This window comes from Methylobacterium frigidaeris (assembly GCF_022179185.1).
GTDB lineage: Bacteria > Pseudomonadota > Alphaproteobacteria > Rhizobiales > Beijerinckiaceae > Methylobacterium > Methylobacterium frigidaeris.
In genome coordinates, this window is the sequence record NZ_BPQJ01000006.1 from 174738 (window position 1) to 188059 (window position 13322).

12 protein-coding genes are annotated in these 13322 nt (G+C 72.6%); 6 read left to right on the forward strand and 6 right to left on the reverse strand.

The features are described 5' to 3' along the window. Nucleotides 1-43: 43 nt before the first annotated feature. Nucleotides 44-388 (reverse strand): hypothetical protein, encoded by a 345-nt coding sequence (locus tag MFF64_RS08785; protein ID WP_099899144.1) that lies wholly within the window; start codon nucleotides 386-388, stop codon nucleotides 44-46. Nucleotides 389-583: 195 nt separating this feature from the next. Further along, entirely contained in the window at nucleotides 584-1954 is a 1371-nt protein-coding gene (locus MFF64_RS08790) for an AMP-binding protein (RefSeq protein WP_238190462.1), read from the reverse strand. A gap of 299 nt (nucleotides 1955-2253) precedes the next feature. Between MFF64_RS08790 and MFF64_RS08795 the strand changes: the two genes are divergently transcribed. Beyond that, nucleotides 2254-3003, forward strand: a complete 750-nt coding sequence (locus MFF64_RS08795; protein ID WP_099899148.1) for an invasion associated locus B family protein — start codon at nucleotides 2254-2256, stop codon at nucleotides 3001-3003. 183 nt (nucleotides 3004-3186) lie between these two features. On the opposite strand, the gene MFF64_RS08800 is transcribed toward MFF64_RS08795, so the two are convergent. From MFF64_RS08800 to MFF64_RS08810, 3 genes are all read right to left on the reverse strand, one after another. Further along, nucleotides 3187-3996 carry a class I SAM-dependent methyltransferase gene (locus MFF64_RS08800; protein WP_099899150.1) on the reverse strand — a complete coding sequence of 270 codons (810 nt, stop codon included), beginning with the start codon at nucleotides 3994-3996 and terminating at the stop codon, nucleotides 3187-3189. A 258-nt stretch (nucleotides 3997-4254) separates the two neighbouring features. Next, on the reverse strand, nucleotides 4255-4620 hold the full coding sequence (gene hspQ / locus MFF64_RS08805) for a heat shock protein HspQ (RefSeq protein ID WP_099899152.1): 366 nt from the start codon (nucleotides 4618-4620) through the stop codon (nucleotides 4255-4257). A gap of 143 nt (nucleotides 4621-4763) precedes the next feature. After that, the gene (locus tag MFF64_RS08810) at nucleotides 4764-5819 is read right to left on the reverse strand and encodes an HpcH/HpaI aldolase/citrate lyase family protein (RefSeq protein WP_099899154.1); all 1056 of its coding nucleotides are present in this window, start codon (nucleotides 5817-5819) and stop codon (nucleotides 4764-4766) included. Between the two features lie 519 nt (nucleotides 5820-6338). Between MFF64_RS08810 and MFF64_RS08815 the strand changes: the two genes are divergently transcribed. The 3 genes from MFF64_RS08815 to MFF64_RS08825 all read left to right on the forward strand — a co-directional run bounded on the left by MFF64_RS08815 (nucleotide 6339) and on the right by MFF64_RS08825 (nucleotide 10520). Next, nucleotides 6339-7622 (forward strand): patatin-like phospholipase family protein, encoded by a 1284-nt coding sequence (locus tag MFF64_RS08815; RefSeq protein WP_238190464.1) that lies wholly within the window; start codon nucleotides 6339-6341, stop codon nucleotides 7620-7622. Between the two features lie 451 nt (nucleotides 7623-8073). After that, nucleotides 8074-9384: a lipopolysaccharide biosynthesis protein gene (locus MFF64_RS08820; protein WP_238190466.1), complete on the forward strand. Its 1311-nt coding sequence runs from the start codon at nucleotides 8074-8076 to the stop codon at nucleotides 9382-9384. Beyond that, nucleotides 9381-10520, forward strand: a complete 1140-nt coding sequence (locus MFF64_RS08825) for a GNAT family N-acetyltransferase (protein WP_099902938.1) — start codon at nucleotides 9381-9383, stop codon at nucleotides 10518-10520. The genes MFF64_RS08820 and MFF64_RS08825 overlap by 4 nt, the downstream gene beginning before the upstream one ends. Here MFF64_RS08825 and tsaA read toward each other — a convergent pair. Further along, nucleotides 10498-11025 (reverse strand): tRNA (N6-threonylcarbamoyladenosine(37)-N6)-methyltransferase TrmO, encoded by a 528-nt coding sequence (tsaA, locus tag MFF64_RS08830; RefSeq protein ID WP_099902940.1) that lies wholly within the window; start codon nucleotides 11023-11025, stop codon nucleotides 10498-10500. The genes MFF64_RS08825 and tsaA overlap by 23 nt on opposite strands. A 93-nt stretch (nucleotides 11026-11118) precedes the next feature. On the opposite strand from tsaA, the gene MFF64_RS08835 reads away from it, so the two are divergent. Together MFF64_RS08835 and MFF64_RS08840 are read left to right on the forward strand one after the other, a co-directional pair. Then, nucleotides 11119-12609, forward strand: coding sequence for an AMP nucleosidase (locus MFF64_RS08835; protein ID WP_369010713.1), 1491 nt, complete (start codon nucleotides 11119-11121; stop codon nucleotides 12607-12609). Nucleotides 12610-12613: 4 nt separating this feature from the next. After that, nucleotides 12614-13117: a hypothetical protein gene (locus MFF64_RS08840; RefSeq protein WP_099899441.1), complete on the forward strand. Its 504-nt coding sequence runs from the start codon at nucleotides 12614-12616 to the stop codon at nucleotides 13115-13117. Nucleotides 13118-13322: the final 205 nt, after the last annotated feature.

The following is a 13322-nucleotide window of genomic DNA, read 5'->3' on the forward strand; positions in this document are numbered from 1 at the left end:
CCCACTCTCGCCCTCATCCTGAGGTACGATCCCGACGAGTTCCTCAGAATTCCGGCTCGTTCAGCACACGCGTGCCGATGCGGCTCTGCAGGTCGATCGGCGCGCCCGTCTGCTGGCCTGCGGCGTCGACCTCGATCACCGGGACGCCAGCGCCGCGCATCCGCTCGCGGAGGCGCTCCGACAGCATCCGAAAGGCACCGCCGGTGTCGCGGGGCGGAACGTGCAACAGAACTGCCGCCGGACGCGGCATCATCGCCAGGACGTCGTCCGCCGCCTCCAGGGAGGCGGTGACGCTTGCATAGCCCAGCTCGGCCAGTTCGGCGGAGAGGGCCCGGTCGACGGCGCGGTGGCCGTCGTCGACGACGAGAACTTTTTGCAGCGCACCCATGTTCAAGCGTTAACCGATCGCGCGCCTCTCGTGAAGGCACCGCGGCAGTAACGTCGTGCGCCGACGAAGGTTCACCGCTGCCGCTGGGTGAGAACCGCCGGACGGCCCGGGACCGGCCGCGGCATCGTGCTGCCAAACGACTGGCGGAGCAAGCGTTTTCCCGATTTTGAGGGGCAGAAAAAATGTGCCGGTGCGCTACGGGATCTCCGTGATGGCGGTTGCGACGCCGGCGAAGAGCGACGCGCGGAAGCGCGAGGTCATCCACCCGTCCGGATTTTCGTCCGCGGTGATGCCGCGGCGCAACATGCGGGCGGCGCAGGCCGGACCGCGGAAGCTGAGGCGCCCGTCGGGATCGCGGCGGAGCTGGATCAGGCCGCCACGGTCCGACGCCGGAGCCGCCCGCTCCGGGACCAGGGCAGCTCTTTCCGGGGCCGCCAGGACGAGGCCGACATCCTGGGCGTCGCGTCGGCCGGAGAGCAGGGCGACCTCGTCGAAGGCCACGATGTCGACCACGCCGGGGCGGCCCGGCAGGCGGGTGCTGAGGCGGCAGGGCGCCCGATGGACGTAGGCCAGGGTGCGCAGCCGGCCCGGCACGGTGGTGCGGGAAAAACCCGCCTCCATCCAGGCTGGCGCGACGAGGTGGGTCGGCACCGGCTGGTCGAGAGCAGCCGAGAGGGTGCCCGCATCGAAGACCGGGTGGCATTCCAGGGTGGCGCCGGCGAGCAGGGCGGCGGCGAGCCCGGTGGCGAGGCCCTTCAGGTCGCTCGGCGGCAGGAGGCTCAGGATCCGCTCGCCCGGCTCGACCCGCAGGGGCACCAGGCAGCCGGCGGCGGCGGCCGTCAGCGCCTCGGCCTCACGCCGCACCGGCAGGGGGGCGCCCTCGGGCTCGGGCGGGGGTGCGGAGGTGCGGGCCGGCGCGGGCCCCGAGGCGCCGCCCGGACAGGCGAGGGTGACGAGGCCGGCGGCCGGCCCGGTGCCGAGCGACGCGGCGTCGCCGCGGTGGTCGAGGACGACCTGATCGAGGCCGAGCACGCCGTCCGGCACGTGCGGCCCGAAGGCGGCGATGAAGCGCAAGGGGAAGTAGCGCATCGCGACCCGGCACAGCGTCTCCGCCGGCCGCTCGGCGCCGAGCACGCCTTGGGTCAGGACGGCGAGAATCTGGGCCGCCTCGACGGCCTGGAGCAGGCGGTCCTCGTCCCAGGTGACCGGCAGCGGGCAGGGGATGTGGCCCGCCTGCTCGATGGCCAGGAAGGCGAGATGCGCCTCGGCCATGCCGGCCATGCACAGGCCGACGGGACTCCGCGGCGGCAGCCGCAACTGCTGCAAGCCTTCCGCCAGGCGGGCGGCGATCTCGCGGGCGGCGGCGTAGGTCCAGGCAATGGCGGGACGGCCGCACCAGACGGGCTTGCTCGCCTGGTCGATGAACGCGATGCGGGCGGGGTGCCTGTCGGCGACGGCGGCGAGGAGTGCGCCCAGGCCCATCGGGGCCGGAACCGGCGCCTCGTTTCCGGCCGGGACGGTCGCCTGTGCCGGACCGGGCCGGGACGACGCGTCGTCCCGCCTCATCGTCGCCTGAGCCGCCAAAGCCGTCACCCCGTCCGCCTACCGCACCGGGCATCCTGCCCGCACATGGTTAAGGGCGTTTTAAGCCTGCGGGCCCCTCGCGGTCCGCGATGGGATCGGCTAAGGGGCCCTCGGTCGGGGGCCGAGGCCTTGCCTTCGCCTCAATCCGGGGGAAAGCAGGCGCCCCGGAGGCCGGGCGGAGCCCTTCGGCCGCGCTCCGCCTGCTGCCGGCGCACCCGCATCCCAGCGGGCTACGCGCGCAAAGGCCACCGACGTCCTGCCGTTTGAGGGGTCCACTCCTGATGTTCTTCGCGAATCGTCCCGCGCGCCCGAACCAGGCCGCCATCGCTTTCGCCCTGGCCGGCCTCGGGCTCGGTCTCGCGGCCGCCCCGGCGCTCGCCCAGCCCAAGAAGCCCGCCGCCCCCGCGCCGGCTCCCGCCCAGCAGGCCGCTCCGGCCGCGCAAGGCCAGCAGACCGGCCCGATGGTCGTGCAGGTGAAGCCCGAGCCGTCCCAGGCGGACTGGACCAAGGTCTGTGGCAAGGACCAGGGCAGCGGCAACGAGGTCTGCTACACCACCCGCGACTTCGTCTCCGACCAGGGCCAGGCGGTGCTGGCCGTGGCGGTCTACGACATGAAGGGCCCGCAGGGCGCCAAGGTCGTGCGCTTCCTGATGCCGCTCGGCCTGCTGCTGCAGCCCGGCATCCGCTTCACGGTCGACAACACCCAGCCGACGCCCGGCCGCTACGCCGTCTGCTTCCCGAACGGCTGCTTCGCCGAGGCCCCGGGCCTGAAGGACGAGGTCGTCGCCGCGATGAAGAAGGGCACGACCCTGAACGTCAGCGTGCAGAACCAGATGCAGCGCGAGGTCACCTTCGCGGTGCCGCTGGCCGGCTTCGGCAAGGCCTTCGACGGCGCCCCGATCGACCCGAAGGTGCTCGAGGAGCAGCAGAAGAAGCTCCAGGCCGAGCTCGAGAAGCGCAGCGAGGAGATGCGCAAGCAGCTCGAGCAGAAGGGTGGCGCCGCCCCGGCCGCCGCGGCTCCGGCCAAGTAATACCGCCGCGCCTTCGAACGGGCACCGGCGCTGATGCGCCGGTCGCCGTCGCATCGACGTGTCGATGCGAAGGCGGGAGAGGGTAAAAAGGTCGCGGCCCGCCGGGCCTCAAGCACAAGCGCCTCCCTCGGGAGCCCCCGCATCCCCGCCCCCCTGCCGGGGCGTCCGCGCGTGGCCGAAGCCTCACCGCCGCAGGCCGCGTGTCACCCAGTATTCGCGGGGCACGCAGATGCCGAGCGGAGTGGCGAACCGGGCGTGGAAGGCGACGAAGTCGCGGCGCAGCTCGGCCCGGCGGCTCTCGTCCAGGCTGGCGGCCAGGGCCTTGGTCGGCCCATAGCCGGTGGAGAAGGTCTCCCAGGCCGCGTCCGGGCTCGGCTCGCGGTAGAACGAGACGCCCCTCTCGAAGGCGAGGTCGAAATCCCGGCCCAGCAGCTCCGCGATCCGCTCGGTGCGGCCCCACTCGAACGGCGAGGGCGGGGCCGGCACGGGCGGCGGCGGCATGTAGGCTTTCATCACCCGGAACATCTCGAACACGGCGCCGTCCGGCGTCCAGGTGGTGAGGGCCACGCGGCCGCCCCGGCGGCAGACCCGCGCCAGCTCCGCCGCCGCGTCCTCCGGACGGCTGGCGAACATCACCCCGCAGGTCGAGATCACCGCGTCGAAGGCGCCGTCCTCGAAGGGCAGGCTCTCGGCATCGCCGACCCGGTAGGTGACGGACAGGCCCTCGGCCCGGGCCTGCTCGGTCGCGAAGGCGATCAGGTCGGCGCCGAGATCGACGCCCACGACCTCCGCCCCGCGGCGGGCGACCTGGCGCGAGGTCCAGCCGGTCCCGGTGGCGAGGTCGAGGATCCGCTCGCCCGGCTGCGGATCCAGGCGCAGCACGCAATGCGCGATGCTGTCGGCGATCCCCCGGCTGATCTCGTCGTAGCGGCCGCCGCCGGAATTCCAGATTCCGGCCGGCCGGGCATTGTGGGGCTGGATCCCGCTGCTCATGACCATCTCCCGGTCGCGCAGGAAACATCACCGCGACGATCGATACAATCGCCGCGATCAGTGACGGACAGTCGAATGCTTGCAGGACTGGTCACCGTGCAAGACCGGTCACAGTCTATGACAAAGCGGCCGATCTTCGTTCACATAAGTTGCTCAGGCATACGGCCGGCACGGACCCGAGACGCGGCACGGGCCGGACAGCGACATCCGCCCCGCGTCATGCCGTGACGACGTCGGAGTGTGCGGGGGCGGGCGGCTTCAATTCGCCGCGTCGCCCCGCATGCGGTACCCACCCTCACCGTCGCGCTCGAACATCTCGGCGATGCGGGCGTGGCGCAGGGCCTCGCCGGAGCGGTCCGGCACCAGATTCTGCTCCGAGACGTAGGCGACGTACTCGGTGTCCTGGTTCTCGGCGAGGAGGTGGTAGAACGGCTGGTCCTTGGACGGCCGCACCTCCTCGGGGATCGCCTGCCACCATTCCTCGGTGTTGGCGAAGACCGGGTCGACGTCGAAGATGATGCCGCGGAACGGGTAGATCCGATGGCGCACCACGTCGCCGATGTTGAACTTGGCGAGGCGGATGACCGCGCCGGACGGCGCGGCGTCGGGCTGCGGGGCGGGCATGGCGGAGGAGGTCTGTCCGGAGGGCATGGGCGTCACATAGGGTAACGAGGGCGGGATTGCACCAGCGCGAGGCCTGCACGCGGCGCAAAGGCCCGCCCCCGGGGGGCTCAGGGCACCAGGAGGTCGGCCTCGTCCCGGAGGCCTCAAGCGTCGAGGCCGTAGGCCCGGGCGAGATCGGGATCCTTGGCGGCGACGAGCCGGGCGAGGTTCACGATCACGCTGGCCTGCTTCCAGGTGGCGTCGTCCTGCATCTTGCCGTCGAGCATGACCGCGCCGGTCCCGTCGGGCATCGCCTCGAGGATGCGCTTGGCGAAGGCGACCTCGGCCGGATCGGGCGCGAAGACGCTTTTCGCGATCGCGACCTGGCTCGGATGCAGGGTCCAGGCCCCGGCGCAGCCCATCAGGAAGGCGTTGCGGAACTGCACCTCGCAGGCGGCCGCATCCGAGAAGTCGCCGAAGGGGCCGTAGAACGCCTTGATGCCGTTGGCCTGGCAGGCATCGACCATCCGGGCGATGGTGTAGTGCCAGAGGTCCTGCTGCACGCTCGCCCGCTCGGCGATGCCGGGCGTCGGATCGGCGATGACCCGGTAATCCGGGTGCCCGCCGCCGACCCGGGTGGTCTTCATGCCGCGCGACGCGGCGAGATCCGCCGGGCCGAGGCTCATCCCGTGCATGCGCGGCGAGGCGCAGGCGATGGCGTCGACATTGGCCACGCCCTCCGCCGTTTCCAGGATGGCGTGGACCAGGATCGGCTTCGTGACGCCGGCCCGGGCCTCGAGCTGCGCGAGGAGCTGGTCGACGTAGTGGATGTCCCAGGGCCCCTCGACCTTCGGCACCATCACGACGTCGAGCTTGTCGCCGACCTCGGCCACGATCTCGATCAGGTCGTCGAGCAGCCACGGGCTGTTGAGGGCGTTGACGCGGGTCCACAGGCCGGTGCCGTGAGCGGCGAAGTCCGTGTCCCGCGCCATGGCGATGAAGCCCTTGCGGGCATTGAGCTTCTGGTCGGCCGGGACCGCGTCCTCGAGGTTGCCGAGGACCACGTCGACCTGGGTCGCCAGCTCCGGCACCCGGGCCCGCACCTTGTCGTTGTGCGGCGGCACGAAGTGGATCATGCGCTCCAGGCGCACCGGCAGCTCGCGGAACGGGGCCGGGGCCCCGGAGGCCAGGGGCTGGAAGAAGCGGCGCGGCAGTTTCATGGGCGTGTCTCCAACCTCCGGCACGGCGCGCATCACGGATGCCCAGCCGTGCCGGAGGGTTAGTGCAGGGGCGGCTCGGCCGTAAAGGGGCCGCATCTCGGCAGATGGTCGTGCCCGCACGAAAGCCGGCGCCGGATCGCCCGCGCGAAGCAGGTCCGGGGCGGATGTATCGCCTTCGGCGTAGGCGCGACCTCCCGCTTTCGAGGCATCGTCCCGGTCCCGTACTCATCGAGAGACGCCCGGAGCTCATCACGACTTGGTTTCAAGTCTTTTCCGCAAGTCACCGCATGTCGACTTGCGGCGCTTGATTTCGGCGTTATCATCGTGGCGGCCGGGAGGGGACAGCAGAACCCGGACGGTGCGGCGGCCGGATTGATCGTCGGCGAAGGACCTCGGCGCCATGACATGGCGAGCATCGAGGGAAGACCTGTGCGCGGGTGCCTTTTCGCACATGCGTGATGGAACGCGCGCATACTCCCGGCGTTCACCGGGCGAGGCGGGCGGCGGAGGACACGAACCATGTCCCGAGTGATGGATCGGCGCGGGTTTGCCGGCGCCGCGATTCTGGTGCTCGCCCTGGGCGCCGCAGGGCCGGCCGGGGCCGGCACGGTGGCGGACCGGCAGCGCTCGACCGTGCGGGCGAGCTTCACGGCGGGGGACCTCGCGGCGGCGCGGCCGGAGGGACTGCCCGCCTCGGTGCGGCTGCCGGGCGACGACCCGGCGGCGTTCCGGGCCTTCCTCGACGGCGCCCCGATGGCCTCGCGCGCGCCCTGGCTCGCCCTGTCCGGCGGCGGCGAGAACGGCGCCTTCGCGGCCGGTCTGCTGAAGGGCTGGACCCGGTCCGGCACGAGGCCGGATTTCGGCGTCGTCACGGGCGTCTCGACCGGTGCGCTCATCGCCCCCTTCGCCTTCGTCGGCGCCTCGCAGGACGAGGCCCTGGAGAAGGCCTATACGGAGACCTCCGCGGCGGACGTGTTCGAGTTCGGTGGCGGTCAGGAGAGCCTCACCGACACCTGGCCGCTCAAGCGCGGCATCGAGCGCAGCATCACGCCCGCGCTCCTCGAGGCGGTGGCGGCGGAGCACCGCAAGGGCCGGCGCCTCCTCGTCGTCACCACCGAGCTCGACTCCCTGCGCCCGACCCTGTGGGACATGGGCGCCATCGCGGCGGCCGGCGGCCCCGCCGGGCTCAAGCTCTTCCGCGAGGTGCTGCTGGCCTCGGCGGCGATCCCCGGCATCTTCCCGCCGGTGATGATCGATTCGATCGGCCCCGGGGCCAAGTCCTCCCAGGACAAGTCGTCCCAGGATAGGCCCTCCCAGGACAAGTCCTCGCAGGGGAAGCGCTTCCAGGAGATGCACGCCGATGGCGGCGCCACGGCGCCGTTCTTCGTCGCCCCCGGCCGCATGCTGCTCGCCCCGATGACTGGCGCCCCCGCCGGGGAGGACCGCCTGCCCGCGCCCGAAGTCTACGTCGTCGTCAACACCTCGCAGGCGCCGGACTTCCAGGTCGCCCAGCGCTCGATGCTGAGCATCCTCGGCCGCTCGCTCTCTGCGATGATCAAGGCCCAGACCAGCGGCGCCATCGCGGTGACCAGGGCGTTCGCGGCGCGCACCGGCACGGCCATCCACATCGCCACCATCGACCAGCGCTTCCCCCAGACCTCGCAAGCGCCGTTCGAGCAGGGCTACATGCGGGCCCTGTTCGCCCATGGCGAGCGGCTGGGGAGAGCCGGCACCGCCTTCGACTGGTCACCCGACACCATCACCACCAGCGCCACGGGGCGTAGCGCCAGCAACACGCCGTAGAGCATGGTCCGACGAAGCGCATAACAGCTCACCGGAGAACGACGGGCAGATCAAGACTCCCGAGCGCCCCCCCTGCCGCCACGTCATAGCGCATGACGGCGAGGGGTGACCGCATCGGCGGAGGCGCCCGCATGATGCCCCCGTTCCCGGAGGACGGGAGCGAAGCGGGGGGAGATCCGGAATCCAGCACAAAAGGCCGCGAAGCGTCCGCATGTCGGCAACGGGGCGTCGTACAGAGCCGCTTCGCAGCACTCCCTCTGCGGATCCCGGATCTTCTTCTGCTGACGCGCGTCGTGCGGAACGGGGATCGGGCAAAACGGAGCCGTTTGCCGGTGTGACACGGCCGCATGCCGCTGGCGTGCCAGTGCGCGGACGTTTTGCGCGGTGCACTTAACCCCCCCGCAAGCCCGACCCGCTAACCAGGAGCCTCGCGCGGCGAAGGAGCAGCGGGATGGCGGCCGGGGCTTCTCTCGGCGAGGCGGAGGCGGGCGGTGGCGCCGGCACCGCGCTCGCGGTGTTCGGCGTGCGGATCGCCGCGGCGGGCTGCGCCTTCGTGGCCCAGGTGCTGATGGCCCGGCTGATGGGCAGCGAGGAATACGGGATCTTCGCCACGATCTGGGTCTGGACCACTCTGCTCGGCCACGCCTCGACCTGGGGCCTGTCGCAGGCCGCCTGCCGCTTCCTGCCGACCTACCGGGCGCAGGGCGCCGCGGGGCCGGAACGCGGCTTCCTCGCCTTCGGGGCCTTGTTCTCGCTGGCCGCCGCCGCATGCCTGGCGGGACTCGGCGCGGCCCTCCTCTGGTTCGTCCCCGGCCTCGTCCCCGGCGACTATGCCGGCCCGCTGCTCGTGGCGGCCCTGGTGCTACCGCTCTTCGCGCTCCAGGATTTCTGCGAGGGCGTGGCGCGGGGCCGCAACTGGACGCTGCTCGCCGTGGCGCCGCCCTACCTGCTGCGCCAGGGACTGATCATGGCGCTGATGCTGGCGGCGGTCGGGTTCGGCGCGCCGGCCGAGGCCGCGATCGCCGTCGCCTGCACGCTCGCCGCCACCGCCCTGTCGCTGGCGCTCCAGGCCGCGATCCTGATGCGGCGCCTGTGGGAGGAGCGGTCATCCGTGCGCCCCCTCTACCCTTACCGCGACTGGCTGCGGGCGGCCCTGCCGATGGCGCTGATCGATCTCGCCGGCTCCGGCTTCAATTTCGTCGACGTGCTGGTGCTCGGTTTCCTGCTGCCGCCGGCGGAGGTCGGGGCGTATTTCGCGGCGACGCGGCTCGTGCAATTCGTGGTCTTCGTCCAGTACGCCGCCTCCTCGGTCACCGCGCAGCGTTTCGCTGAGGCGCAGGCGCGGGGCGACCGGGCCGGGCTCGAGACCCTGGTCCGGCGCTGGTCGCGGCTGACGCTGCTGGCCACGGTGACGACGGGCCTCGCCGTGGTGGCGGCGGGACCGCTGCTGCTGGGCCTGTTCGGGCCGGATTTCCGCGCCGCCCTGCCGCTCCTCGCCCTGCTCGTCGCCGGCCACGGCCTCGCCGCCGCCTGCGGGCCGGCGGAAGACCTCCTGACCATGCTGGGGGCCGAGCGCGCCTGCGCCGCCGTCACGGTCGGTCTCCTCGTGGCGGCCATTCTCCTCACCCTGGCGCTGGTCCCGCTCCTCGGCCTTGCCGGCGCGGCCCTGGCCGCCGGCCTGGTGACCGCCGGACGGGGCGTCGTCCTGGCGGTGCTCGCCTATCGCCGTCTCGGTCTCCTCACTCCGGCCTTCGCCCGATGAACGCGCACGCGATCCCGCTTCCCACCATCGCCCTGGCGCCGACCTGCGGCCTCACGACCCTGGCGCGCTTGAGCCGGGAGCCCGCGGCCTGGGACGCCCTGGTCGCCCGCGCCGCCGGGCCGACGCCCGATTACGCGCGCCGCGTGCTGGAAGCGCATCGCGACCACGGCCTGGCACCGGCGGACCTGTCCTGCCTCGCGGTGCGCGCCGGCCCGGACCTCCTGGCGCTGCTGCCGTTCCGGATCGGGCGCGGGCCCCTCGGGCTCGGCCGGATCGCCCGGCCCTTCGCCTCGCCCTACCTCACCGTGACGGCGCCCCTGGTGGTCGCCGGCCCCGAGGGCGCCCCGGCCCTGGCGGCGCTCGTCGCGGGCATGCGCGCCCTCGGGCTCGCGTGGTGGTGGCCGCTCCTGCCGACGGAGGGGCCCGTCCTCGCTGCGCTCGCCCGCGACAGCTGGAGCATCGCCGAGGTCTCGGGTTTCTCGCGCCCGGTGCTCGACCGGCGCGCGAGCCACGACGCGTTCCTGCGTGAGCATCCCCACAAGGGCCGGCTCAAGGACCTGCGGCGGCGGCGCCGGCGCCTCGACGAGGCCGGCACCGTGACGGTCGAGGCGGTCGGGCCGGACGGGAACCTGGTGGGCGCGGTCGAGGAGTTCCTCACGCTGGAGCAGCGCGGCTGGAAGGGGCGGGCCGGCACCGCGCTCGCCTGCCGGCCGGAGACCGTGGGTTTCGCCAAGACCCTCTTTCGCGCCGGCGACGGGCCGGTGACGGCGCGAGCCGACCTCCTGCGCCTCGACGGACGGGTGGTCGCCGCGAGCCTCGCGCTGGTCTGCGGCGGGACCGCGACGCTGCTCAAGACCGCCTATGACGAGGATCTGCGCGCGCTCGCCCCGGGCGTGCTGCTCGAGGCCGAGATCGTGCGGGCCCTGCACGAGACCCGCTTCGCCGACCGGCTCGATTCGGCGACGCTGGCGAGCGCGGTGCTCGACGACCTCTACCCCGAGCGCACCCGCATCGTCGGGATCGTGGTCTCGCCCCCGGGCGGCCCCTCGCCGGAGCGGATCGCCGTGCGGGCCCGGCGGCAGCACGCCGCGAAGGCCTGGATCAAGGCGCGGCTCACGCGCCTTCGCGGTCGCTGACCGCGGCGTCCCGCTCCGCCTCGCGCCAGCCGACCCGGGCCTGCGGCCGTGCGTCGGTCGAGGCGAAATAGGGCTTGATGTCGAGGAGCGGCGTGCCGTCGAGGCAGTCGAGCCCGCGTACCTGCACGGTGCCGCCCTCGATGCCGAGGAGCTCCACCACCGAGACCGCGACCGGGTTCGGGCGGGCCGGCGAGCGCAGCGCGAAGGTGCCGCGGGGCGCCGGTGCGTGGCGGGGCTGCTGCGCCACGAGGTTCCGCGGCGCCCGGTCCATCCAGTAGAGCACGATCAGGTGGGTGGTGCCCGCGAGGCTCCGGAGGGCCGGGACGAAGCGGGGATCGACCTCCAGGGTGCAGACCGCGTCCGACTGCGCCGAATTGCGCGGGCACTCCGCCCGCACGGTCCAGGGCGTGCGCACCCGGCCGACGAAGTAGAGCCCGGCGTCGAACGCCGCCGGCAGGTCGACGCTCTCCTCGCCCGGCCGCGGGCCGAAATCCGCTTGCGTCATCTGGCATCCCATCGATGCAGGCGGGATCCGGGTCGCCCCGCCGCTCCTCCCAGTATAGGCTGGCCCCCAGGGCATCAGGGAGACCGATCGACCGTGTTCGCCGACGAGCTGAGACCGATGGAGACGGTAGCCGACCCCGAGACGGCGGTCGACCGCCTGGCGGCGCTGCACGCCGCCGCCACCGGGAGCCTGCGGGACGCGCTGACCCGCTTCCTCGCGGACGGTGTGCCCCCCGACGCCGCCGAGCGGCTGACCTTCCGCTACCCCGAACTGCGCCTGACCTACCGCCCGACGGGCCCGCTGCCGCGCATCACCCGCGCGACCGCGAAGTTCCAGGGACCGGGTGTCTACGCCACCACCCTGACCCAGCCGGCGCATTTCCGCGCCTACCTGCTCGAGCAGCTGCGCCCGCTGGTGCAGGATTACGGCGCCACGATCGAGGTGGGCCTGAGCGCCCAGGAGATCCCGTACCCCTACGTGGTCGAACCCGGGGCGGAACTGGCCCGCGGCGTCACCTCGAGCGACCTCGCGCGCTACTTCCCGACCCCGATGCTGTCGAGCGTCGGCGACGAGATCGCCGACGGCTTGTGGCTGGAGTCCGGCGACGAGCCCCGGCCGCTCGCCCTGTTCGACGGGCCGCGGGTCGATTACTCGCTGCGCCGCCTCGTGCACTATACCGGGGCCGACTGGCGCCAGATCCAGCCCTGGATCCTGCTCACCAACTATCACCGCTACGTCGACCAGTTCGTGCGGGTCGGCCTGAAGGCGCTCGCCACCGAGCCGGAGCGCTACGCCCGCCTGGTGCTGCCCGGCGGCATCGCGGTGGAGGCCGGGGAGGCGGCCGGCGCGCAGGCCGACGCGCTCATCGCCGCCTCGCCCTGGCACCGGTTCCAGATGCCGGCCTACCACCTCGTCGCACGGGACGGGCAAGGACAAGGACAGGGGACCAGCCTCGTCAATATCGGCGTCGGCCCCTCCAACGCCAAGACGATCACCGATCACCTCGCGGTGCTGCGGCCGCATTGCTGGCTGATGGTCGGCCATTGCGGGGGCCTGCGCCAGTCGCAGACGATCGGCGACTACGTGCTGGCCCACGGTTACCTCCGCCGCGACCGGATCCTCGACGAGGTGGTGCCTCCCGACGTGCCGATCCCGGCTCTCGCCGAGGTGCAGGTGGCGTTGCAGGAAGCGGCCGCCAGCGTCACCGGCGAGCGAGAGGAGGCCTTGAAGCAGCGCCTGCGCACCGGCACGGTCGTGACGTACGACGACCGCAACTGGGAGCTGCGCTGGTCGCAGGAGCGGCGGAGGATCAACCTGTCCCGGGCGATCGGCGTCGACATGGAGAGCGGCACCATCGCGGCTCAAGGATATCGCCTGCGGGTGCCCTACGGCACCTTGCTCTGCATCTCCGACAAGCCGCTGCATGGCGAGATCAAGCTGCCGGGCGCCGCCAACGCCTTCTACGAGCGGGCGGTGGGCGAGCACCTCCTGATCGGGCTCGCGACCCTCGATTCCCTGCGGCGCAACCGCCACGGCTTGCACTCGCGCAAGTTGCGCAGCTTCGACGAGCCGCCGTTCCGGTAGCCCCGTGCCGCTGCCGATCTCGAACAGCCGCCACGTCGCCGTGGCCGAAGGCGGCCTGACCCGCGTCGTGGCGGTCGCCGACCTCGCCGCGTCCCTGGGCGTCGACGCGCTGATCCGCCTGCACGAGGAGGATTTTTCCGGTCTCGCCCAGATCGGCCGCGACCTCGTCCACTTCAACCTCGAGCGCACGATCAACCGGGTCGGTCTGCGCTACGCGCTGCTGCCGATCCTGCGGCCCGGATTCCGGCGGTCGGGCGGGCCCGAGGAATTGCCGGTCCTCGATCCGACCCGGTTCCGCACCGGCCTCTGCGTGGAGGTGCGCCAGCGCGTGCCCGTGACGGCAGTGACGCCGGAGTCGTTCGGAGCCTCGCTGCCGGCGATCCGCGACGCCGGCGCCCTGTCGGCGGCCCTGGTGCGCCGCTACGCCGGCCTGTTCCCCGACCTCGACCCTTCGGGCCTCGTTGCGCGGGGCTGCGCGATCACGCGGCTGCGACTTCAAGAGCGCTGAGCGTCGATCCGCGCGGTCGATCCGTGCGTCCCCCGATGACGAGACGCGATCTTCCTCTGGGTTATATCTCGGCTGCAGCTGGGCGAGGTTTTGCTCCTGACCATGCGTCCGTCTCCCCGGCGGCGGGACATCCGTCGCCGCCCACTCAATCTAAACGGTGCAAGTCTGTGCCGTTCGCGCCTGATCGACGGAATTCACCGGCCTA

What these genes read in the sequence shown, in the direction of transcription:
- MFF64_RS08785 (WP_099899144.1), bottom strand. Translation starts at nt 388, where the DNA reads ATGGGTGCGCTGCAAAAAGTTCTCGTCGTCGACGACGGCCACCGCGCC.
- MFF64_RS08790 (WP_238190462.1), bottom strand. Translation starts at nt 1,954, where the DNA reads ATGAGGCGGGACGACGCGTCGTCCCGGCCCGGTCCGGCACAGGCGACC.
- MFF64_RS08795 (WP_099899148.1), top strand. Translation starts at nt 2,254, where the DNA reads ATGTTCTTCGCGAATCGTCCCGCGCGCCCGAACCAGGCCGCCATCGCT.
- MFF64_RS08800 (WP_099899150.1), bottom strand. Translation starts at nt 3,996, where the DNA reads ATGAGCAGCGGGATCCAGCCCCACAATGCCCGGCCGGCCGGAATCTGG.
- hspQ (WP_099899152.1), bottom strand. Translation starts at nt 4,620, where the DNA reads ATGCCCGCCCCGCAGCCCGACGCCGCGCCGTCCGGCGCGGTCATCCGC.
- MFF64_RS08810 (WP_099899154.1), bottom strand. Translation starts at nt 5,819, where the DNA reads ATGAAACTGCCGCGCCGCTTCTTCCAGCCCCTGGCCTCCGGGGCCCCG.
- MFF64_RS08815 (WP_238190464.1), top strand. Translation starts at nt 6,339, where the DNA reads ATGTCCCGAGTGATGGATCGGCGCGGGTTTGCCGGCGCCGCGATTCTG.
- MFF64_RS08820 (WP_238190466.1), top strand. Translation starts at nt 8,074, where the DNA reads ATGGCGGCCGGGGCTTCTCTCGGCGAGGCGGAGGCGGGCGGTGGCGCC.
- MFF64_RS08825 (WP_099902938.1), top strand. Translation starts at nt 9,381, where the DNA reads ATGAACGCGCACGCGATCCCGCTTCCCACCATCGCCCTGGCGCCGACC.
- tsaA (WP_099902940.1), bottom strand. Translation starts at nt 11,025, where the DNA reads ATGACGCAAGCGGATTTCGGCCCGCGGCCGGGCGAGGAGAGCGTCGAC.